At 66.0% G+C, this 22013-nt stretch carries 23 protein-coding genes; 15 read left to right on the forward strand and 8 right to left on the reverse strand.

The genetic code is table 11. From position 1 onward, the window contains the following. Positions 1 to 60: 60 nt before the first annotated feature. Positions 61 to 1659: an exodeoxyribonuclease I gene (gene sbcB, locus AM586_RS05840; RefSeq protein ID WP_082439680.1), complete on the forward strand. Its 1599-nt coding sequence runs from the start codon at positions 61 to 63 to the stop codon at positions 1657 to 1659. Here the strand turns inward: sbcB and AM586_RS05845 are convergent. Beyond that, positions 1640 to 2710, reverse strand: a complete 1071-nt coding sequence (locus tag AM586_RS05845; RefSeq protein WP_052233686.1) for a hypothetical protein — start codon at positions 2708 to 2710, stop codon at positions 1640 to 1642. The genes sbcB and AM586_RS05845 overlap by 20 nt on opposite strands. A 331-nt stretch (positions 2711 to 3041) precedes the next feature. Here AM586_RS05845 and AM586_RS05850 point away from each other — a divergent pair, with 331 nt between their 5' ends. Next, the gene (locus AM586_RS05850) at positions 3042 to 4292 is read left to right on the forward strand and encodes a DUF2254 domain-containing protein (protein WP_052233685.1); all 1251 of its coding nucleotides are present in this window, start codon (positions 3042 to 3044) and stop codon (positions 4290 to 4292) included. 55 nt (positions 4293 to 4347) lie between these two features. On the opposite strand, the gene AM586_RS05855 is transcribed toward AM586_RS05850, so the two are convergent. Genes AM586_RS05855 through AM586_RS05875 form a run of 5 tightly spaced genes read right to left on the reverse strand, consistent with a single transcriptional unit; the run spans position 4348 to position 9261 of the window. Further along, positions 4348 to 5067, reverse strand: coding sequence for an isoprenylcysteine carboxylmethyltransferase family protein (locus AM586_RS05855; RefSeq protein WP_052233684.1), 720 nt, complete (start codon positions 5065 to 5067; stop codon positions 4348 to 4350). A 30-nt stretch (positions 5068 to 5097) separates the two neighbouring features. Continuing rightward, positions 5098 to 5808 (reverse strand): methyltransferase domain-containing protein, encoded by a 711-nt coding sequence (locus AM586_RS05860; protein ID WP_052233683.1) that lies wholly within the window; start codon positions 5806 to 5808, stop codon positions 5098 to 5100. Positions 5809 to 5853: 45 nt separating this feature from the next. Continuing rightward, on the reverse strand, positions 5854 to 7383 hold the full coding sequence (locus tag AM586_RS05865; RefSeq protein ID WP_052233682.1) for an MFS transporter: 1530 nt from the start codon (positions 7381 to 7383) through the stop codon (positions 5854 to 5856). 7 nt (positions 7384 to 7390) lie between these two features. Continuing rightward, positions 7391 to 8593, reverse strand: a complete 1203-nt coding sequence (locus AM586_RS05870) for an efflux RND transporter periplasmic adaptor subunit (protein WP_052233681.1) — start codon at positions 8591 to 8593, stop codon at positions 7391 to 7393. 23 nt (positions 8594 to 8616) lie between these two features. After that, entirely contained in the window at positions 8617 to 9261 is a 645-nt protein-coding gene (locus AM586_RS05875; RefSeq protein ID WP_052233680.1) for a trimeric intracellular cation channel family protein, read from the reverse strand. Positions 9262 to 9402: 141 nt separating this feature from the next. Here AM586_RS05875 and AM586_RS05880 point away from each other — a divergent pair, with 141 nt between their 5' ends. Beyond that, entirely contained in the window at positions 9403 to 10302 is a 900-nt protein-coding gene (locus AM586_RS05880) for a LysR family transcriptional regulator (RefSeq protein WP_052233679.1), read from the forward strand. A gap of 18 nt (positions 10303 to 10320) precedes the next feature. Beyond that, a complete protein-coding gene (locus AM586_RS05885) occupies positions 10321 to 10719 on the forward strand; it encodes a hypothetical protein (protein WP_052233678.1) in 399 nt (132 codons plus the stop codon). 70 nt (positions 10720 to 10789) lie between these two features. Here the strand turns inward: AM586_RS05885 and AM586_RS05890 are convergent, their stop codons facing one another. Then, positions 10790 to 11500 carry a GntR family transcriptional regulator gene (locus AM586_RS05890; RefSeq protein WP_052233677.1) on the reverse strand — a complete coding sequence of 237 codons (711 nt, stop codon included), beginning with the start codon at positions 11498 to 11500 and terminating at the stop codon, positions 10790 to 10792. After that, the gene (locus AM586_RS05895) at positions 11487 to 13187 is read right to left on the reverse strand and encodes a sigma-54-dependent Fis family transcriptional regulator (protein WP_052233676.1); all 1701 of its coding nucleotides are present in this window, start codon (positions 13185 to 13187) and stop codon (positions 11487 to 11489) included. The genes AM586_RS05890 and AM586_RS05895 overlap by 14 nt, the downstream gene beginning before the upstream one ends. Positions 13188 to 13501: 314 nt before the next feature. On the opposite strand from AM586_RS05895, the gene AM586_RS05900 reads away from it, so the two are divergent. From AM586_RS05900 to AM586_RS05950, 11 genes are read left to right on the forward strand one after another with little or no spacing between them, the layout of a single operon-like run. Next, positions 13502 to 13747, forward strand: coding sequence for a phenol hydroxylase subunit (locus AM586_RS05900; protein WP_197416422.1), 246 nt, complete (start codon positions 13502 to 13504; stop codon positions 13745 to 13747). Further along, positions 13744 to 14745: an aromatic/alkene monooxygenase hydroxylase subunit beta gene (locus AM586_RS05905; RefSeq protein ID WP_052233865.1), complete on the forward strand. Its 1002-nt coding sequence runs from the start codon at positions 13744 to 13746 to the stop codon at positions 14743 to 14745. Before AM586_RS05900 ends, AM586_RS05905 begins: the two co-directional genes overlap by 4 nt. Before the next feature lie 9 nt (positions 14746 to 14754). Beyond that, the gene (locus AM586_RS05910) at positions 14755 to 15024 is read left to right on the forward strand and encodes an MmoB/DmpM family protein (protein WP_052233675.1); all 270 of its coding nucleotides are present in this window, start codon (positions 14755 to 14757) and stop codon (positions 15022 to 15024) included. 27 nt (positions 15025 to 15051) lie between these two features. Further along, positions 15052 to 16614, forward strand: coding sequence for an aromatic/alkene/methane monooxygenase hydroxylase/oxygenase subunit alpha (locus AM586_RS05915; protein ID WP_052233674.1), 1563 nt, complete (start codon positions 15052 to 15054; stop codon positions 16612 to 16614). A 30-nt stretch (positions 16615 to 16644) separates the two neighbouring features. Further along, complete coding sequence (locus tag AM586_RS05920) at positions 16645 to 17004, forward strand: phenol hydroxylase subunit P4 (RefSeq protein ID WP_052233673.1); 360 nt, start codon at positions 16645 to 16647, stop codon at positions 17002 to 17004. Between the two features lie 25 nt (positions 17005 to 17029). Then, positions 17030 to 18085, forward strand: coding sequence for an NADH:ubiquinone reductase (Na(+)-transporting) subunit F (locus tag AM586_RS05925; RefSeq protein ID WP_052233672.1), 1056 nt, complete (start codon positions 17030 to 17032; stop codon positions 18083 to 18085). Positions 18086 to 18093: 8 nt separating this feature from the next. Beyond that, entirely contained in the window at positions 18094 to 18444 is a 351-nt protein-coding gene (locus AM586_RS05930; RefSeq protein ID WP_052233671.1) for a 2Fe-2S iron-sulfur cluster-binding protein, read from the forward strand. A gap of 19 nt (positions 18445 to 18463) precedes the next feature. Next, positions 18464 to 19402 carry a catechol 2,3-dioxygenase gene (locus AM586_RS05935; protein WP_060566965.1) on the forward strand — a complete coding sequence of 313 codons (939 nt, stop codon included), beginning with the start codon at positions 18464 to 18466 and terminating at the stop codon, positions 19400 to 19402. A 50-nt stretch (positions 19403 to 19452) separates the two neighbouring features. After that, complete coding sequence (locus AM586_RS05940; protein ID WP_047824812.1) at positions 19453 to 20298, forward strand: alpha/beta fold hydrolase; 846 nt, start codon at positions 19453 to 19455, stop codon at positions 20296 to 20298. A gap of 3 nt (positions 20299 to 20301) precedes the next feature. Then, positions 20302 to 21084, forward strand: coding sequence for a 2-oxopent-4-enoate hydratase (gene dmpE / locus AM586_RS05945; RefSeq protein ID WP_047824811.1), 783 nt, complete (start codon positions 20302 to 20304; stop codon positions 21082 to 21084). A gap of 18 nt (positions 21085 to 21102) precedes the next feature. Next, positions 21103 to 22008 carry an acetaldehyde dehydrogenase (acetylating) gene (locus AM586_RS05950; protein ID WP_047824810.1) on the forward strand — a complete coding sequence of 302 codons (906 nt, stop codon included), beginning with the start codon at positions 21103 to 21105 and terminating at the stop codon, positions 22006 to 22008. The last annotated feature ends 5 nt before the right edge of the window (positions 22009 to 22013 follow it).

Below are 22013 nucleotides of genomic sequence, written 5' to 3' on the forward strand. Positions count from 1 at the left end.
GTTGCCGATATTCTTCGGACAAGATCATCGAGACGGCATGCCAAGCCCTGCAAGGCGCACATGAACAGTTTGCTGGCCTACGACTATGAGACCACCGGGACCGACCCGGTCCGCGACCGCCCCGTGCAGTTCGCATGCCTGCGCCTGGACATGGAGCTGAACGTCATCGGCCGGCCGACCGCCCTGTACTGCCAGCCTTCGCCCGATCACCTGCCCGACCCGCTGGCCTGCCTGCTGACCGGGATCACCCCCCAGCGCTGCCAGGAGATCGGACTGCCGGAGCTGCGCTTTGTCGAAGCGGTCCATCGCGAGCTCGCGGCGCCGGGGACGATCGCCTTTGGCTACAACTCCATCGCCTTCGACGACGAGTTCACGCGCTTCATGTTCTGGCGAAACCTCATCGACCCGTATGCCCGCGAATGGAAGGACGGCTGCGGCCGCTGGGACTTGCTCGGCCTGGTGCGCGCCACCTACGCGCTGCGCCCGGAAACGCTGGAGTGGCCAGGCGATGGACTGGGCGGCGTGTCGTTCGCGCTGCAGCGGATCAGCGCCGCGAACGGCCTGCCGCACGAAGCGGCGCACGACGCCTTGTCCGACGTGGTCGCCACGGTTGCGCTGGCGCGGCGCCTGCGCGAACGCCAGCCGCAGCTGTTTGCCCATTGCCTGTCGATGCTGGACAAGAACCTGGCGCTGCAGGAAATGGATGTGGCGTCGAAAAGCCCCTTCATCCACATCGGCAGCGGCAACGCGAAGGCGGCAGGCATCCGTATCATGATGCCGATTGCTTCCCACCCGACCAACCGCAACGAGCTCATCGCCTGGGACCTGTCGAAAGATCCGCGCCAGTTGCTGGACATCGATGCCGAAACCATGCGCCGACGGCTGTTCACCGAGCCGGAAGAGCGTCCCGGCGAATTCGATCCGATGCCGGTCTGCCGCATCGCCGCGAACAAATCACCGCCGGTCTTCCGGAACCTGCATGTCCTGTCGCGCGAACGGGCCGCCGAACTGGACATCGATGTCGACGCGGCGCTGGCCAACGTGCCCGTCCTGCGGGGTGTACTCGAGACCGTCGACCTCGCGCGGCTGCTGCAGGTCGTGTTTGCCCGCGATCCGGCCGGGTACGACGCGGAGCAGGCGCTCTACGCCGGCTTCATCGGCAATGTCGACAGGCGCCTGCTCGACCAGCTGCGGAGCATGGATCCGGCCACCTTCGCGACGTCCCAGCCGGGCTTCGTCGACCCCAGGCTCGACGAGCTGTTCCTGCGCTACAAGGCGCGCCATTATCCGGCCACCCTGTCGCAGCGCGAGGAGGACAAGTGGGAAGAGTACCGTTTCCGCAAGCTGATCGAAGGGGCTGCGGACAACCGCACGGTATCGACGGTGCGCGAGGCGGTAAGCCGCTGCCGGGAATCGCTGGCCGCCTCCAGCGCGCCGGCCGACCCGGACCAGTACCAGGTGCTCGACGATGTGCTGGCCTACACGAATGCCATGGCGGCCGTGATCGATCCTTTCGGGACCGTGCCGCCGGCGCCGGCGCCGGCAAGGCCGGACGCGCCCGTCGCCCCGCAGCCAGGGCCGGCGCCGGTCCAGCCCGACCTCTTCGGCGGCGCGAACGTGACGCCGGGCAAGCGCCGGGTCAGGGCGCGCCGTCCTTGAGCAGGCGTCCGACCACGTCCGCCGGGGCGATGCCTTCCTCGAAGTCGAAGCGCTGTCCGGCCGCACGGTATTCGCCGCCGGCTTTTTCCAGCAGGCGCCGGATATCGGCGAAGCGGCTCAGCGCCTGGATCGGCAGCTTCAGGCTCCGCCCTTCCGGCTGGAGCATGGCCAGTTGCTCGCGCAGTTCCTCGATGCTGCCCGGGGCCGGTGCGAACGGGGTCGGCGGCACCGCCGGCATGCCGGCTGTACCGGCTGGGCGGGCGCTGCGCAGCTGGGCGAGTTCGGGGTCGGCGGCGTAGACGGAGGCCAGCTTCGCGCCCAGTTGCCCGAGGTCGAAGCGGCCGGCGTAGCGCCCGCCGGCCAGGAGCTGGTAGCGGACCGTGAGGCGGCCATCCTCGCCGGCGTCCAGCAGGTAATGGTCGGCCAGGCGCAGGCCGGCCGAGGGGCGGTGGATGCCGATGCGGTCGATGACGCTTTTCAGCTCGTCGTTGGCCCGTACCCGCACCGCGAAGCTGCGCGCAAGCACGCGCGGATCCTGCGGATCGAAGCCCGCGGCCCCGAGTGCCTGTACGGCGATCCCCTGCCCGATGCGCAGTGTCAGCTCGTCGACGGCATGCGCCGGCAGGCCGGTCGCATAGCGCACCGCATCCGGTCCTGCCCTGAGCGGCAGGGCGATGGACGCGAACAGGTCGGCGATGCCGGTATCAAGCAGCACGGTGCGATAGCGCGGGTCCAGCGCTTCCAGGCTCACGCCATCCGGCATGCCATCCAGCAGGCAACGCTCGCGGAGGGCCTGGTACTCGGGATCGGCCTCCAGCGCCGGCGCCGGAAAATGCAGTTCCCGCTCGATGCGCCGGCCATCGACCTCGCGCACCCGCGCCGCGCGGAACTCGTCGCGGCTCGCATCGGCGGTCGGCCAACGCTTGTGGTAGGCGGCAAACACCTTGCAGACGCCGATGTAATAGGCCAGGTCATGCACCGCGCCCGGCCCGCCGAGCGGCAGTTCGAGCTGGGAAGCCGAGACCTGGGTCCGATGCGCTTTCGGTTTCATGGTAGTCGAACGATACCGGATAGTTCCGTGCTCGAACGTTAGCGCACCAACATACGGGCCGGATCGATGCGCACTGCGATTCCCAAGTGCAAAAGTGCGCGTTCATGGCGCGATGCCTTGTAAAGTCGACCATATTGAACAGGCGGATTTGCCACCAGCTATCCGGTGAACTGGTGGCTGCTGAAATCGGGCATCAAGGAAAAAATGTAAAGCTGCCGGTGATGCACGGGCATGCCACTTGTATTACAAAAGAAATCCGTCTTTGCATATACGCTACTGTACGCAAGCGAACGGACAGGAATCGGGCTCCGCCCCAGGCTGATGAACAATCATGCGAGAACGACTCCGATTCCTGCTCAGCCGGCTGCGCGAACGGCTCTGGATAAAGCCCTTGATCGCCTGCTTCCTGTCGGTTGCGGGCGTGCTGCTGGCCCATCTTGCGGACCGCATGGCGGTCGACGGGTCGGTGCCCGAGGTGACGCAATCCTCGGTCATCGAACTGCTGAAGATCATCGCGGCGAGCATGCTGGCCATCGCCACCTTCGCAGTCGCATCGATGGTGTCGGCCTATGCCTCGGCCGGACAGATCGCCACCGCTCGCGCGTTTCCGCTGATCGTCGCCGACGACGTGTCGCAGAACGCCCTGTCGACCTTCATCGGCGCGTTCATCTTCAGCGTTGTCGGCATCAGCGCCGCGATGAACGGCTATTACGGGCGGGCCGGACGATTCACCCTGTTCGTGCTGATGGTGGTGGTCCTCGTGATCGTGGTCCTGACCTTCGTGCGCTGGGTCGACCGGATCGCGCGCCTTGGCCGCATCGGCGCCATCGTCGGCAAGGTGGAACAGGCAACGGCATCGGCGCTGGCGCGGCGGCAGCGCCAGCCGTGGCTCGGCGGCGTGGCCGCCAGGCTCCCCGCCGCCGGCATCGCGGTGCATGGCAAGGAAATCGGCTATGTGCAGCACGTCGACATGGCGCGCCTGCAGCGCCTCGCGGCCGAACACGCCGCGCGCGTCAGCGTCGCGGTGCTGCCCGGCGCCTACGTGAGTCCGGCGCGGCCGCTGTGCTACCTGGAGCGCGAGGACAGCCGAGATGCCTTCGGCGCGAACGACGCGTTCGCAAAGGCGTTCACGATTGGCCACCAGCGCCAGTTCGACGACGACCCGCGGTTCGGCATGCTGGTGCTGGCGGAAATCGCCGGGCGCGCCCTATCGCCCGGCATCAACGACCCGGGCACCGCGATCGGCGTGCTGGGCTCGCTCCAGCGGCTGTTCGCCGGCCTCGCGCGCGAGGACGCGCCGGAACCGCCGACTTGCGAACGCGTGGCCGTTCCCACCCTGGCGCTGGACGACCTGTTCGACGATGCCCTGAATGCCATCGCCCGGGACGGTGCAGGCACCGTCGAGGTGGCGATGCGGCTGCAGCGTCATCTTGGCGAACTGGGCCGGGAGCACCCTGCGCTGCGCGCCAACGCGCGCCGCCATGCCGACCTGGCCCTGGCGCGCGCTGAACGGGCGCTGGATTTTCCTCACGATATCGAGCAGGTCCGCGAACGCCACGCCGGCTACTGGCGCCGGTGCTGACCGGCGGCGCTCCGGGAACCGGACGGGCGGCAGGCCGGGGCCGGTCCTGCCGCGTCTACGCCTGCACGACCCCGGTCTTCTTCAAGGATCGCACGAAGACATACGAGGCCAGCCAGGTGGCGAATCCGACTGCCAGCACCCCGCTCGACGGCTGGGACTCCTGCCCGAGAATCACATATTCGCTCCACAGCTTCAGCACCGCCAGGGACAGGACCAGCACGAACACCGTGTTGTATTCCTTGACCAGCACCCTCCTCCAGTTGAAGCGCATGTTCCCCATGGTGTCCCGCCAGCCTTGCAGCCGCGGCCACCATCGGTTGACTTGCCGGCAATAGCGCTCGTATTCCGTTCCGAACTTCCTGCCCAGGAAAGCCTCTTCGGCCGTGACGATGCAACTGTAGGCAAACAGTACCAATGGCAGCACGCCCAGGTAGAACGCGGAGGAATGGAAGATCAGTGCGAAGCCGACCGCCATCAGGATATTCCCGACGTAAAGCGGATTGCGGCTGTGCGCAAAGACGCCACCCTGCACGAGTTTGCTGGCATAGACCTGTCGGTTCTTCCCGCCGCGTTCGATGTAGTCGTAGCCGATGGTGACGATCCGCAGCAGTTGGCCGAGCATCGCGCACAGGACCCCCGCCACGTCGAACAGGATATTCCAGGCGGCGCTGCCGAAGGGGTAAGCAGGCCGTCCCAGATACAGGGCGGCGAGGAACAGGGAGGGGCCAAGCGCGTTCCGGTATTTGAACAGGAAGTCGCCGATATTCTTTTTCATGTGTAACACCAAGTGAGCGCGTGATCGGATTTACTTGACGGCCAGGAAGCCCTCGAAGCAGACGTATTTTTGTACCGTCATGATGTCGGCGAAACCGGCGCGCCGCAGCATGTCGATGTTGCCCTGGGTCGAGAACGGTTCCATGACGCCCTTGATGCTCCTGGATTTATTGATGATTTCCGCTTCGTTGAATCCCTTGTCCAGCTTGTACTCGATATACACCTGGTTCGCGTAGTCCTGGAAACGGCCGTCGGGCGCGCGTACTTTTTCGAACATGAAGAATGCGCCGCCCCAGTTCAGCGCCCGGTAGATCTTGTCGATGAGTTCCTGCCTGGCGCGCGGCGGCATGAACTGTATCGTGTAGTTGGAAATGATCATGTCGGACTGCTCGAGCTCGAGGTCCAGCACGTTCGCATGCACGAAGGAAATACGCTGGTCGAAGGCCGTCGCACTCCTCGCCTTCTCGACCATGTCATGCACGTTGTCGATGCCGACCAGCTTCAATTCCTTCTTGTGCAGGTGGTGCTGGGCAAGCCTGGCGAGCATCTGCCCCGTCGAGCAGCCAATGTCGTGGACGACACTGTCGGCCTTGAGGAAGAAGTCGCTGTAGTGGCAGACCAGCCGGTGTCCGCTTTCATACAAAGGAATGGAGCGCTGGATATGCGAGTCGAAATCCTCGCTGATATGTTCGAACGACCATCCGGCATTGTGCTGGTTGATATTCTTGTCGACAGCTGCCATTTTATGAGTCCTCATGAGTGTGAATGTGATGCGCCGGCCCGCCGCTTATTTCAGGACACGCTGCGCAAGCATGACGATCGCGCCGGCCACCCCGATCCAGCCGAGCATCCGGAAATAGTCGAGGCCCGCCAGCAGCGTCGCCTGCTGCGCCAGCGCCTGCGCCAGGCTGGCCGCGGCCATCGCCGTCGGCTGCGCGGCGCCGTGCCTGGCCAGCGACTCGGCCAGCGCCTGAACGGCCTGGGCATACGCCGGGTCGCCGGCGACGAAGCGGCCGTTGAGCGCTGCGTAATGCATCGCGCTGCGCCCCTGCAGTCCCGCCGTCGCCGCCGCGATGCCCAGGCTGGCCCCGAACTGCGCCAGCATGTTCTTCACCTGCTGGGCATGCGAGAACACCGTCTCGTGATGCTGGACTTCGCGGAAGGTATGCATGGCCGTCGTCGCCAGCACCAGCATCACGAATACGCCATAGCAGGCCAGCGCCGGCATGAAGTCGGTCCACAGATCGGCCTGCGGGCTCAGGCTGCCGACGCGCCAGCCGAACACGGCCAGCGCCAGGAAACCGGCCAGGTAATACTTCTTCGCCGCGGGACGCCGCGGCAGGATCGCCTGCATCAGCGCCCAGGTCAGCACCGTGGCCGCCAGGCCGGCGGCCTGCACCGGGCCGATGGCTTCCCAGGCAAAGCCCAGCCCGCGCTGCAGGATGGCCGGCAGCATGTAGTTGGTGGCGCCCATCAGCGTGTAGCACAGGGTGAACAGGCTGACCCCGCTCCAGTAGCGGGCATTGCGCAGCTCGCGCAGGTGCAGCAGCGGCCGCTCGCCCCGGTGCATGGCATGCACGAAGCAGCCCAGCGCCAGCGCGCCGAGCGAGCCCGCCGCGACGAGCATCGTCAGGTCGCTGTAAAAATCGTAGTACGAGCGCTGGAAGGCATACAGCATGAAGAAGCTGCCTGTCACCAGCGCCATCAGCAGCACCGGATGCGACTGGGTGCGCAGTTCGTGCGGCGGCACCCCGGCAGGCAGGCACACCAGGGCGAGCACGGCAATCAGGAGCGCGAGGACGACCAGGATCGCGAAAATCCACTGCCAGCCGCCGTTCGACACCGCCGCCGATGCCAGGAACGCGCCGCCGGCGCTGCCTGCCGCCAGCGCGGTGGCGAAGAAACGGATGCCGGTGAAACGCGCCGGGCTGGGCGGGAACAGGTTGACCAGCACCCTGGACGATGTCATGAAGGTGCCGCCGCCGAGCGCCATCACGAGGCGGCCGGCCGTGAACTGCCCGGTCGTTGCGCTCGACGCGCAGATGGCCGCCCCGCCGATGAAGACGAACAGGGAGCACAGCATGAAGCGCCGCCAGCCGAGGCGCTCGGCCAGCCAGCGCTGCTTGCTGATCACGGCGATCGCGACGCAGGCATACATGGCGCTGACCAGGCTGAATTCCTCGGGCCCGGCGCCGATCCCGCCCATGATCGGCGCTGCCGCGAAGGCGATCATGCCGCTCTGCAGGTACTCGGTCGCAGTGAGCAGGAAGATCGTCAGCAGGAGCAGGCGCGGATGCGGCGGCGGTGCGATGTGCATGGCGGTCCTACCTGGGGGCGCGCGTCCGGCCGCCCGCCGTGTTGGCGGCGATGATTTCCGCCACCAGCCTGTCCGCCGCCCCGCTCTCCCGCTCGAACACGCCGGTATGGTAGGACTGCGCTGCGGCCCGGCCGGCCGCCAGGCGCGGCCAGTCGCGCTTGTGCGTATCCACGCTGACCCGCATCGACAGGCCCAGCTGGAGCGGGTGGCGCGCCAGCTCGCGCGGGTCGAGCGCGATGCGAACCGGAACACGCTGGACGACCTTGATCCAGTTGCCGGTGGCATTCTGCGCCGGCATCAGCGAAAACGCATTCCCGGTGCCGGCCTCCTCCCCGACCACGGCGCCGTGGTAGACCACGTCCCTGCCATAGGCGTCCGCGGTGAGCGTGACCGGCTGGCCGCTGCGGATATGCCGGAGCTGGGACTCCTTGAAGTTTGCCGTGACCCAGACGGTATCCACCGGCACGATCGCCATCAGGACCGCGCCGGCGGCCACCCGCTGCCCGACCTGGACGTTGCGCTTCGCGACAATCCCCGACACCGGCGCCGGGACCGAAGTGCGCGCCATCGCGACGTGGGCTTCCTTCAGCTGGGCCGCGGCGCCCATCACGTCCGGATGGGTGGCGATCGAGGTGCTGTCGACGTGCGCATGGTTGGCCTCGAACTGCTGCTCGCTCGACGCCAGCGCAGCCTGCGCGCTGCGCACGGCCTCGCGCGCATGGGCGAGGTCTTCGCCGGAGATCGCGCCGGAGTCGGCGAGCAGCGCGCGACGGTCGAAGTCCGACTGCACCTTGCTCAGCTCGGCCCGCCGCAGGTCGGCATTGGCCTGCATCTGCGCCGCCGACGCATACTGCGCCCGCACCTGGCGCACCGTCTTCGCCAGCAGCGCCGCGCTGCGCTCGAACGCAAGCCGGGAGTCGACCGCGTTCAGCCTGACGAGTTCCTTGCCGGCCGCGACGCGGTCGGTATTGTCGGCGCCGATCGCGGTCACGGTGCCCGTGATCTGGGTCGTGACCTGCACCAGGTTACCCTCCACGTAGGCGTCTTCCGTCACCTCGCGGTACTGCAGGTGCGACGACCAATAGGCGCCGTAGCCCGCTGCGGCCAGCAGCAAGGCGCCGGCCAGGCCGGCCGCCAGCAGCCTGTTGCGGCGCGGCGCCGGTCCGGCTGCGTTGGGCGGCGTTGCCGTTTTCTTGTCTTGTCGAGTCATGCTTTTATCCGGTTCGCGATCGCTCAGGAACCCTCGCCGATGCCGTCGTCGAAGGAACTGAGGTCGGCCTCCAGCACCGGCAGCGCCAGCGCAAAGCGGATCGCGAGCAGGCGCAGGGCGAAGCCGACCCCGATCGCGACGGCGGTGGCCAGACCGGCGCCGACACCCGCATGCAGCAGGCCGACGTACAGCATGCCGGCGACCAGCGAGACCGTCGCGTACAGGTCGCGCCGCAGCACCAGCGGCACCTGGTTGCACAGGACGTCGCGCAACAGGCCGCCGAACACCCCCGTCGTCATGCCCATCAGGATCACGACGACCACGCTGGCGCCGGTGCCGGCCGCGATATCGCAGCCGATGACGGTGAATGCCACCAGCCCGAGCGCGTCCATCCACAGGAACGCGGTCTTGAGCCGGTGCAGCCGGCGCGCCAGCAGCGCGGCGGCGATCGCGGCGCCGACCGTGAAGGCGAGGTATTCCGGGTGCGCCACCCAGCCGAGCGGATAGTGGCCGAGGATCATGTCGCGGACGGTTCCCCCGCCGAGCGCAGTCACCGTGCCCACCACGCACAGGCCGAACAGGTCCATGCGCCGCCGCATGCCCATCAGGGCGCCCGACGCCGCTTCGGCGGCAATGGCAATCAGGTAGATCGTGTGGAGTAAGCTCATTCGGACAGGGGAGGATCGGTAGGCTTGCCTTGCCCCGGCGCGCGCCGTCGCGTGCCGGGGAGTAGCTCAGCCATGTTAAGATTCCACCGTTAATGTGTCCAATGCATTATTTTTGTTAATATCATTCTTTTTACGAATACATTGAACATCAAGCAACTGGAACACCTGCTGGCCGTCGCCCGGACGGGCTCCTTCAGCCGCGCCGCCGAACGCCTGTTCATCACCCAGTCGGCGCTGAGCCGCAGCATCCAGAGCCTCGAAGAAGACCTGGGTGCGCCGCTGTTCGACAGGATCGGCAAGCGCAATGAACTGACCCCGCTGGGGAAGGACGTGGTCGCGCGCGCCGGCCGGCTGGTGCGCGATGCCGACGAGCTGCGCCGCAGCGTGGAGCTGTTCAAGCAGGGAGACGGCGGCGCCATGCGCATCGGGATGGGCCCGGGGCCCGCCGCCGTCCTGATGACGCCGCTGCTATGCCATATGGCGGAGCAGCATCCGAAAGTCCAGGTCGGCATCACGCGCGGGTCGACCGAACTGCAATTGATGCAACTGCGCGCGAACCAGCTGGACGCACTGGTCGTCGACGCGCGCAGCATCGTCCCGGCGGCCGACCTGCTGGTCGAATCCCTGGGCGAATTGCGCACCTGTTTCGTGTGCCGTGCCGGCCATCCGCTGGCCGGACTGGCGAGCGTGACACTGGCGCAGGCGCTCGCCTACCCCATTGCGTCCGCGCCCTTGTCGGATGAGATCGCGCGCCTGCTGGTCGACCTCTACGGCCCCGGCGCCAATCCGGAACACATGACGACCCTGCAGTGCGAGGACGTGGCCAGCCTGATCACCGCGGTGGAGCGTTCGCAGGCGGTGTTCCTGGGCCTGGCCGCGGCGGCGCGCGAGGGTATCGAGGCCGGGAGGCTGGTCGAACTGCCGGTGCGGCCCAGGCTCGAAGCGAATGCGCGGTTTGCGCATGTCACGCTGGCCGGGCGCACCGAGGCGCCCGTGATGGCGGTATTCCGCCGGTTCGCTGCGCGGGTCCTGCATGATTGAATCAGACGAAGGCCATACATGAAACAGCAGAAGTTATGGGTGGAGCCCGTGGGCGACATCATCATTGCCCGCATCCGCGGGACGTGCACGGAAGACTTGCTGAAGGCGTGCCAGGAGCGGGTCATCGAGCTGACGAAGGATACGCGGCAGGTAAAGGTGCTGTACGACACGCTGGAAATGGACGTGCCGAGCGTCGAGGTCACCCTGGTCCAGCAGGGCCTGGAGTCGGATGCATGGCGGCGCTTCGGCCCGCTCCCTTTGCGCCGCGCGATCCTGGTGTCGAATACCCGTGTCGCCTACTTGTCGCGTATTGCGTTCGGCGAGCACGGCGAGGGAGCGTACCGCGTGTTTTATAAGGATATGGCCGGCGCGATGCGATGGCTGGACGAACCGGTGCAGGCGGCTGTCCAGTCCTGATTCCGGCGAGCCTGAGAGCCCTGACAAAACCTCCATGGCTGCGTTGCAGCGCCTCGCTCCGGAGGTTTTGTCAGGGGCTCCAAGGATGCCGCTCGCAGAAGGCCTTCACCGTGCTGAAATTCGCATCGATGTGCGCCTCCAATGCCCGCACGGCGCCGTCCACGTCCCGTTCCAGCGCCGATTTGAATATCGCCGCATGTTCGTCATGGACCCTGCCCGGCCTGGCGGAATGCGTGATCGTCAGGTAGCGATACCGTTCCGCCTGCCGGTACAACAGCCCGATCATGTAGCGTAGCCAGCGCGACGGGCAGGCGCCGATCAAGGCCTCATGGAACTCCCGGTTGCGTGCGTCCCACTCTGCCGCGCTGTCCTTTTTCACGCTGCCCCGGCTCCTCTCCATCTGGTCCAGGCTGTGATACGCAGCGACCACGCCGGCCTCCCATGCCGCATCGCCTTCCGCGATCGATTGCCTGAGCGCTTCGCACTCGAGCAGGATGCGCTGCCGTGTGATGTCGCCGAGGTCGTCCAGTGAAATCGGCGTGACGTAGAAGCCGCGCTGGCCTTCACTGACCACCAGCGCATCCGACAACAACAGGGACAAGGCCTCGCGCAGCGTTCCCGCGCCGATGCCATAGTCGCCCTTCAGGTGCTCGACGCGCAGCTTGGTGCCGGGCGCCAGCCTGCCTTCGATGATGTCGCGGCGCAGCCGCAGGTAGCTTGCTTCGACCAGGGTGCGCGGCTGCGCCGGGCATTCCGTGAACGCGTACTCAAACTTGCGCATGGTGCTCGCGGCTGTCGCAGGCGCCCGGCTCGCAGCGCTTCATGCGGTAGCTGAGCTGCGGCCGGGTCATCCCGAGCAGGCGCGCCGCCCCGGAGAGATTGCCTTTGCAGCGCGCGACCGCTTCGCGCAACACCATGTTTTCCACCTCCTCCAGCGATAGTCCGCTGGCCAGGATCTGCTCGCACAGCGCCGCTTCCTGCACCTGGCCGCAGTCTTCGAGCGCTCCGCTCCCGTCGATCCCGACCGGCTCATCCGCAAGCGGCACGAAATTCGGAAACAGGTCGTCGCATTCGATCGAGTCCCCCTGCGTCGCCAGAATCACGCCGCGCTCGATCATGTTCTCCAGTTCGCGCACGTTGCCCGGCCAGTTGTGCGCCAGCAGCGCCTGCATCGCGCGATCGGTAAGGCCCGAGACACGCTTCTGGTGCAGCGCGCAGAACTTCTCGACCATCGTCGTCACCATCGACGGAATGTCGCTGCGCCGCTCGCGCAGGGGCGGAATCTCGATCGGATAGACGTTCAGCCGGTAGTACAGGTCGGCCCGGAAGCGCCCGGCCTTGACTGCTTCCGGCAGGTCCACGTTGGTGGCCGCGACGATCCTGACATCGACCTTGCGCGGCCGGTCGTCGCCAAGACGCTCGATTTCCCCTTCCTGCAGCGCGCGCAGGAGCTTGGCCTGCGAGGCCAGCGGCAGTTCCCCCAGCTCGTCCAGGAACAGGGTGCCGCCGTCGGCGCGTTCGAACTTGCCCGCCCGCGAACTCGCAGCGCCGGTGTAGGCCCCCTTCTCCACCCCGAACAGCTCGGCCTCGATCAGGTCGTGCGGCAGCGCCGCGCAGTTGATGGCGACAAAGGGCTTGTCGGCGCGCCGGCTGCGCTGATGGATCGCGCGCGCGAAGCGCTCCTTGCCGACCCCGGTCTCGCCGGACAACAGCACCGTGACGCTGGTCTCCGCCGCTTTCTCGACCAGGCGAGAGGCCCGGCGGAAGGCGGGCGATTCGCCGATCATGTCTTCCCAGTTCCGGCAGGTCTTGAGGCTGCTGCGCAGCACCTCGACCTGGGACGACAGTTCCAGCAACTGGGAGACGATCGACTCGGGCTCGAAGTACCGCATGTACAGCTCGGCGTCGGGCCACTCCTCGACCGGCTTGCCGACGATGCGGCACTCGTCGTGCGAGCAGGCGATGCACTTGGTTTCCTTGAACAGGATGAAGCGGCCCATGAACGCGGAGGTGTATCCGGAGGCATAGCCGGTCAGGCTCCAGCACACGGGATCGTGCTGGAGCCCGAAGGCTTTCATGTGGGCGTCGGCCTCCCAGGAATTGCGCCAAATGAATTCGCCGCGCAACTCGCCCTTTTCGGCATCCATCTCGACCTGCACCGGAATCACCTGCACCCCGCCCTCCAGCATGTGCATTTGGGGGCCGGTGGCAAAGGCTTCTTCCAGTGACATCGTGCCGCGGATCTTGCGGGCCAGCTCCGCATCGCGCTTGCCCGACGCATAGCCCATCCGCGTGAACATCCGGCGCGTGTATTCCTCCCCCACCGTATTCATCATTTCCTCGCGCAGGCTCGCGAGGGAGGCCGCATGCAGCAGCAGCATGCGGCTCTCCGACAGCCAGATCGAACCGTCTTCCGCCGAAAAACGGATCAGGCGGCGCAGGTCCAGGTCCTGGGGATACTTGATCATCTTGTCTCCTCACGCGAGTCCCCAAGGCACCCGCAAAAATCTCGATATTTTTTGTTTTCCTGATTTTAACCATTTCATCAGCCCATCAGGCAAGCGAAAAGTGTGAAATCACCAAATGGTTAACATTCCCCCAGCGAAACATTTGACGCTGCATCGCAGCATCCAGCGCCCTTCCAGACGCCCTATTCCATAGGCGGTCTTCCCCTGTTGCGGCGCATGAGACGGTGATCGTTTTCACGCCTGGCGAGGCCTGGCAACGGGCTGGCACGCGGCTTGCAAATATCCCATGCAAAACACACACACAGGAGACAGGCATGCACCCGGATACCCACCCCGGGCCCGTGATGGACGTCGGCAAGCGCTACGTCCGCATCACCGGCGCCCACGACGGATTCGTCGAATTCGACTTCGCCATCGGCGATCCCGACATCACCGTCGAACTGATCCTGCCCCGGACAGCCTTTGACGAGTTCTGCCGCGCGAACCAGGCCGTGCAGCTTCAGACGATGACCCACAACAGTCCGCAACAGACGAGGACGACCAGCGAGGAGATGACATGACGATCGAACTCAAGACCCAGAGCATCAAGCCACTGCGCCATACCTTTGCGCACGTGGCGCGCGAGATCGGCGGCGACAAGCCGGCCTCGCGCTACCAGGAGGCGACGCTGGGAACCCAGCCCACCGGCCCCTTCCATTACCGCCCGATCTGGGCGCCCGAGCACGAGATCTTCGACCCCGGCCGCACCGCGCTGAAGATGAAGAACTGGTATGCGTTCAAGGATCCGCGCCAGTACTACTACGGGAACTGGACCCAGACCCGGGCCCGCCAGCAGGAAACCATGGAAGCGAACTTCGCCTTCGTCGAGTCGCGCGGCCTGGTGTCGCAGTTGCCGGGCACGGTCAGCGCCGCCGCGCTGGACCTCCTGATGCCGCTGCGGCACGTGGCATGGGGCGCCAACATGAACAATTCCAGCATCTGCGCCTATGGCTACGGCAGCACCAGCACCGCACCGGCCATGTTTTGCGCGATGGACCAGCTGGGCATTGCGCAATACCTGACCCGCATCGGCCTGCTGCTGGCGGATACGGAAGCGCTGGACCAGGGCAAGCGCGACTGGCTGGAAGCGCCGCGCTGGCAGGAACTGCGCCGCTACGTCGAAGACACTTTCGTCGTGCAGGACTGGTTCGAACTTTTCGTCGCCCAGAACTTCGTGCTCGACGGCCTGTTGTACCCCTTGGTCTACGGCGCCGTGATCAACGACTGGCTGTCGCAAAAGAACGGCACCGCGGTCGCGATCCTGACGTCCTTCATGAGCGACTGGACCCTCGAGCAGGCCAAGTGGGTCGATGCCCAGGTCAAGACTGCTTGCGCCGAGTCCGAGGAAAACCGCGCCCTGGTCGCGGGCTGGACAGACGCATGGCGCGACCGCGCCCTCACTGCCCTGCGGCCCATCGTCGAGCACGCGTTCGAGGATCCGGCGCATACCGGCGCCGTGCTGGAAGAAGTCACCGAACAATTCAACGCCCGCGCCGCCAGGCTCGGGCTGCCCCGATAAGGACACCCCATGTCGACCGTATTCATCGCATTCCAGGCCAACGAAGACACCCGCCCGATCGTCAACGCCATCCTGCGCGACAACCCGGGGGCCGTGCTGGAAGAAGCGCCGGCCCTGGTCAAGATCAACGCCGAAGGCCGCCTGACGGTCCGCCGCGAAACCGTCGAGGAAGAACTGGGACGCCCCTTCAACCTGCAGGAAATGCACGTCAACCTGATCACCATCACCGGGAACATCGAGGAAGACGACGACCAATTCACGCTCACCTGGGCGCACTGAGACGCATCGAGGATAAAGGAGAACGCCATGGATATGAAAGCCACCGCCAAGAAGCTGGGCCTGAAGGAACGTTATGCCTGCATGACCCGCGGCCTGGACTGGGAAACCAGCTACCAGCCGATGGACAAGGTCTACCCTTTCGACAAATTCGAGGGGATCAGGATCCACGACTGGGACAAGTGGGAAGACCCGTTCCGCCTGACGATGGACGCCTACTGGAAATACCAGGGCGAGAAAGAAAAGAAGCTGTACGCCGTAATCGACGCGTTCGCGCAGAACAACGGGCACCTGAACGTGACCGACGCGCGCTACCTGAACGCGGTCAAGCTGTTCATCCAGGCCGTCAGCCCGCTCGAGTACATGGCCCATCGCGGCTTCGCGCACGTGGGCCGCCAGTTCCGCGGGGCCGGCGCGCGCGTGGCCTGCCAGATGCAGGCGGTCGACGAGCTGCGTCACGCCCAGACCCAGATCCATACGATCTCGAACTACAACAAGTACTACAACGGCATGCATTCGTGGCGCGACTGGTACGAGAACGTCTGGTACCTGTCGGTGCCGAAGTCCTTCTTCGACGACGCCATCACCGCCGGGCCCTTCGAATACATCGTCGCCGTCAGCTTCGCCTTCGAATACGTGCTGACCAACCTGCTGTTCGTGCCCTTCATGTCCGGCGCCGCCTATAACGGCGACATGTCGACCGTGACCTTCGGCTTCTCGGCCCAGTCCGACGAATCCCGCCACATGACGCTCGGCCTGGAAGCCATCAAGTTCCTGCTCGAGCAGGATGCCGCCAACGTCCCGATCGTGCAGGGCTGGCTCGACAAGTGGTTCTGGCGCGGCTACCGGCTGCTGACCCTGGTCGGCATGATGATGGACTACATGCTGCCCAAGCGCGTGATGAGCTGGAAGGAAGCCTGGGAGATCTACGCGGAGCAGAACGGCGGCGCGCTGTTCAAGGACCTGGCGCGCTACGGCATCCGGCTGCCGATGGGCTGGGAGCAGGCCTGCAAGGAGAAGGACCACATCAGCCACCAGGCCTGGGGCACCTTCTACAACTACACCGGGGCGGCCGCCTTCCACACCTGGATCCCGGGCCAGGACGAGATGGCGTGGCTGTCGGAAAAGTACCCGGACAGCTTCGACAAGCTCTATCGCCCGCGCCTGGAGCACTGGGACGCGCAGGAAAAGGCCGGCAATCGCTTCTACAACCGCACCCTGCCGATGCTGTGCACGACCTGCACCATCCCGATGCTGTTCACCGAACCGGACGACCCGACAAAGATCTGCTACCGCCACTCGGAGTACAAGGGCAACCAGTACCACTTCTGCTCGGACGGCTGCAAACACATCTTCGACAACGAACCGGAGAAATACGTGCAGGCCTTGCTGCCCCCGCACCAGATCTTCAAGGGCCGCAACTTCAAGCCCGGCGTCGACCCGGGCGCTCCCGGCTTCGACCCGCTCGCCGCCGTGCTCGACTTCTACGGCGTCGAGGTCGGCCGCGACAACTTCGATTTCAAGGGCTCGGAAGACCAGAAGAATTTCGCCCAGTGGAGCGGCAAGGGCGCCGATCCCGGCCAGTCGCGCTAACAGGCTAACCGCTAACAGGAGGAGACCATCATGCCAGTCAAGGCCATCAAACCCTATGAATTCGCCCCGCAGGACGCGCTCGAGCACTTCCACGGCAAGCAGCTGCTGTACGTCGGCTGGGACGAGCACCTGATGTTCTGCTCGCCGCACACCCTGCCGCTGGCGCCCGAGATGCCGTTCGCGGCCCTGGTCGGCGAGGTCCTGCCGGCGGTCTACGGCTACCACCCCGACTTCGCACGGATCGACTGGAACACGGTCGAGTGGCTGAAATCCGGCCAGCCCTGGCGTCCGGAGATGGACAAGAGCCTGGCCGGCAACGGCCTGCGCCACAAGGACGTCCTGCGCTTGCGTACGCCGGGCCTGAACGGCCTGCAGGGCAGCTGCAACTGAACGCCGGGAACGAAAGGAGAACGCGATGGCTTACGAACTTACCATCGAGCCGCTGGGCGTGACCATCGACGTCGAGGAAGGACAGAACATCCTCGACGCCGCCCTGCGCAATGGCATCTACCTGCCGCATGCCTGCTGCCATGGCCTGTGCGCGACCTGCAAGATCCAGGTGGTGGATGGCGATATCGAGCATGGCGACGCCTCGCCGTTCGCGCTGATGGACTTCGAACGCGACGAAGGCAAGGCCCTCGCCTGCTGCGCCACCCTGTGCAGCGACGCCACCCTGGAGGCCGAGATCGACGAAGAGCCCGACGCCGAAACCATTCCGGTGCGGGACCTGCTGGGCAGCGTCGTCGCCCTGGAGCAGCTCACGCCCACCGTGAAGGGCGTGTTCATCCGGCTGGACGAGCCGCTGCGCTTCCAGGCCGGCCAGTACGTCAACCTGCACATCCCCGGCGCCGGCTGCACCCGCGCGTTCTCGATCGCCAGCCATGGCGGCGATCCGACGCTCATCGAGCTGAACGTGCGCATCGTCCCGGGCGGCGTCGGCACCACCTATGTGCACGAGAAGCTGGCCGTCGGCGAGCGCGTGACCATCTCGGGGCCTTACGGGCGCTTCTTCGTCCGCAAGTCGGCGCGCGCGCCGATGCTGTTCATGGCCGGCGGTTCGGGCCTGTCCAGCCCGCGCGCAATGATCCACGAGCTGCTGCGCGAGGATTGCACGCTGCCGATCACGCTGGTCTATGGCCAGCGCAGCCGCCAGGAGCTGTACTACCACGACGAGTTCCTCGAGCTGGCCCGGCGCCATCCGAATTTCACCTATGTGCCGGCGCTGTCGGATGCGTCCGGGGATGCCGGCTGGGATGGCTACCTCGGCTTCGTGCACGAGGCGGCAAGAGAGCACTTCGACAACGACTTCCGCGGCCACAAGGCCTACCTGTGCGGCCCACCGCCGATGATCGAAGCCTGCCTCGCCGCCTTGATGCAGGGCCAGTTGTACGAGCGCGACATCTATACCGAGAAGTTTATCTCGGCCGCAGATGCGCAGCAGGTCCGGAGTCCCCTGTTCAAGCGTGTCTAGGAGCGCCCATGGAGACCAAGATCGGACTGCAGGCGAACGCGCTGACGGTCAGCCTGGTGGAGACGAGCGAAAGCTTCCAGTGCCGCGACGGCGAGACCCTGCTGCAGGGCCTGGCGCGCCTGGGACGCAAGGGTATTCCGGTCGGCTGCCTGAACGGCGGATGCGGCATCTGCAAGGTGCACATCCTGTCCGGCGATGTCGAGTGCGGGGCGATGAGCCGCGCCCACGTCGGCGAGGACGAGGTCTGCCGCGGTGTGGTGCTCGCATGCAGGGCACGGCCGCGCACGGACGTGCAGTTGAAGGTAGTCGGAAAGATGTGCAACTCGGTATTCCGTTGCACGGGCAAGCAACACCCATAAAACACAACAAGGAGGAGTCATGGGAGTCATGAGAATCGGCCATATCAGCCTGCGGGTCATGGATATGGAAGCCGCCGTCAGGCATTACGAAAACGTCCTGGGCATGCGGGTCGTGCACCGCGACGGGAACGAAACGGTCTACCTGAAGTGCTGGGACGAATGGGACAAGTATTCCGTCCAGCTGACCGCTTCGGATTCCGCGGGCATGAACCATGTGGCCTACAAGGTCGAGCGCGACGCCGACCTCGACGCCATCAAACAGCGCATCGAAGCCTATGGCATGCAGGCCGAGCTGCTACCCGAGGGCCAGCTGCCCTTCTGCGGCCGCTCGCTGCGCTTCACGATCCCGAGCGGGCACCTGATGCACCTGTTCGCGCAGAAGGACTTCGTCGGCAAGGATGTCGGCACGGTCGACCCCGAACCCTGGCCGGATGGCCTGAATGGGGTCGGCGCGCACTGGCTCGACCACTGCCTTCTGATGTGCGAGCTGAATCCGGAAACGGGCGTCAACAAGGTGGCGGAGAACGTGAGCTTCTTCAAGGAGACCATGGATTTCCACCTGGCCGAACAGGTCGTGGCCGGTCCCGAAGGCGAGATCCAGGCCGCCGCCTTCATGTTCCGCACCTCGACGCCGCACGACATCGCCTTTGCCGGCGGCCCCAGGGCCGGGCTGCACCACATCTCCTTTTTCCTCGACAGCTGGCACGACATCCTGAAATGCGGCGACATCCTGGCGAAGAGCCGTACCAGGATCGACGTGCCGCCCACCCGCCACGGCATCACGCGCGGCGAGACGATCTACTTCTTCGACCCGTCGGGCAACCGCAACGAGACCTTCGCCGGCCTCGGCTACCTCGCCCAACCCGACATGCCGACGATCACCTGGACCGATCCGGCCCGCGGCATCTTCTACCACACGGGAACGATGGACGAGAACTTCCTGGCGGTGCACACCTGAGCGGCCGCCGAACCGTTTTGAATCGAAAAACCCTCACTCTGGAGCAGGAAATGGCTGAAGCAAACAATCGTGAACAGAACAATCCGGAAATCGCGCACAGCGTGGTCGCGAACGGCATCCGCACGAATTACCACGACGTCGGCGCCGGCGAACCGGTCCTGATGATCCACGGCTCGGGTCCGGGCGTGAGCGCCTGGGCGAACTGGCGGCTGCCGATGCCCGAGCTGGCGAAGCGCTTCCGGGTGATCGCCCCGGACATGACCGGTTTCGGGTATTCGCAGCGGCCCGAGGGCATCCGCTACGACCTCGATACCTGGGTCGGCCAGGCGGTCGGCCTGCTGGACGCGCTGGGCATCGCGCAGGCCAGCGTGGTCGGCAACTCCTTCGGCGGCGCGATCGCGCTGGCGCTCGCGATCCGCCACCCGGAGCGCGTCAAGCGCCTGGTGCTGATGGGCAGCGTCGGCGTCTCCTTCCCGATCACCGAGGGCCTGGACGCGGTCTGGGGCTACCAGCCAAGCGTGGAGAACATGCGCGCCCTGCTCGACATCTTCGCCCATGACCGCAACCTGGTGAACGACGAGCTGGCGCAGCTGCGCTACAAGGCCAGCATCCAGCCCGGCTTCCAGGAATCGTTCTCGGCGATGTTCCCGGCGCCGCGCCAGGACGGCGTCGAGATGATGGCCAGCCCGATCGAGGACATCCGCAGGATCGGGCACGAGACCCTCGTCATCCATGGCCGCGAGGACAAGGTGATCCCGCTGCAGAACTCCTACGAGCTGCTGCAGGCGATCCCGAACGCCCAGCTGCACGTGTTCGGCAAGTGCGGACACTGGACCCAGATCGAACACGCCGCGCGCTTCTCGCGCCTGGTCGGCGACTTCCTGGCGGAGGGCTGAAGCATGGACAAGCACAGCATCACCCGGCTCGGCGACGAGCTCTACGAGGCCCTGGCCGCCAGGAGCATGGTGGCGCCCCTCACCGAACGCGAGCCTGGCATCACCATCGACGATGCCTACGCCGTCCAGCAGCAGCTGCTGCGGCGCCGCCAGGCATCCGGCGCCCGCGTGATCGGCAAGAAGGTCGGCGTGACCAGCAAGGCGGTGATGAACATGCTGGAGGTCTACCAGCCGGACTTCGGTTACCTGCTGGACGACATGCTGTACAACGACGGCGACTCGATCCCGCGCGACAGCCTGATCCAGCCGCGCGCCGAAGGCGAGATCGCCTTCGTCCTGAAACACGACCTGAACGGACCAGGCGTCAGCGCAGCCGACGTGCTGCGCGCCACCGACTTCGTCATGCCCTGCTTCGAGATCGTCGATTCGCGCATCCGCGACTGGAAGATCCGGATCCAGGACACGGTGGCCGACAACGCTTCCTGCGGCGTGTTCGTGCTCGGCAATGGCGCCGTCGATCCGCGCCGCATCGACCTCGCGACCTGCGGCATGGTGCTCGAAAAGAACGGCGAGATCGTCGCCACCGGGGCCGGCGCCGCCGCCCTGGGCAACCCGCTGAATGCGGTGGCGTGGCTCGCCAACACCATGGGCCGCCTCGGCGTGCCGCTGCGCGCCGGCGAAGTCGTGCTGTCCGGCGCGCTGGCGGCGATGTTCCCGGCCGCGGCCGGCGACCACTTCCGCGTCACCATCGGCGGCATCGGCGGCTGCGGCATCCGCTTTCATTGAATCGACAGGGAGAACCAGATGAACAAGATTCGTTGTGCGGTGATCGGGCCGGGGAATATCGGCACCGACCTGCTGTATAAACTCAAGCGCAGCCAGGTCCTCGAACCGGCATGGATGGTCGGGGTCGACCCCGCCTCCGAGGGCCTGGCAAGGGCCGCGGCGATGGGCATCAAGACCACCGCCGACGGTGTCGACGGCCTGCTGCCCTTCCTCGAACAGGACGCGGTGCGGATCGCCTTCGACGCCACCTCGGCCTACGCGCATCCCGAGAATTCGCGCAAGCTGGTGGCTGCCGGCGTCAAGGTCATCGACCTGACCCCGGCCGCCATCGGACCGTATTGCGTGCCGCCGGTGAACCTCGACTCCCAGCTGTCGAACGGCGCCATGAACGTCAACATGGTGACCTGCGGCGGCCAGGCGACCATCCCGATGGTGGCCGCGGTGTCGCGCGTGCAGGCGGTTGCCTACGGCGAGATCGTCGCCACCGTGTCGTCCCGCTCGGTGGGCCCCGGCACGCGCAAGAACATCGACGAATTCACGCGCACCACGGCCGGCGCGGTGGAACAGGTCGGCGGCGCAAGGAGCGGCAAGGCGATCATCATCATCAACCCGGCCGAGCCGCCGCTGATCATGCGCGACACCGTGCACTGCCTGCTCGACGCCGAGCCGGACCGGGACGCCATCACGGCCTCGGTGCAGGCGATGATCCGCGACGTGCAGAAGTACGTCCCCGGCTACAAGCTGGTCAACGGCCCGGTTTTCGACGGCAAGCGGGTCTCGATCTTCATCGAAGTCGAGGGACTCGGGGACTATCTGCCGAAATATGCGGGGAACCTGGACATCATGACCGCGGCTTCGGCCCGCACCGCCGAACTGTTCGCCCAGCAGATGCTGGACCAAGCCCACGCCGCCGCGGCGGCCTGAAGGAG

Origin of the sequence: Massilia sp. WG5, from assembly GCF_001412595.2 — a bacterium.
GTDB lineage: Bacteria > Pseudomonadota > Gammaproteobacteria > Burkholderiales > Burkholderiaceae_D > Telluria.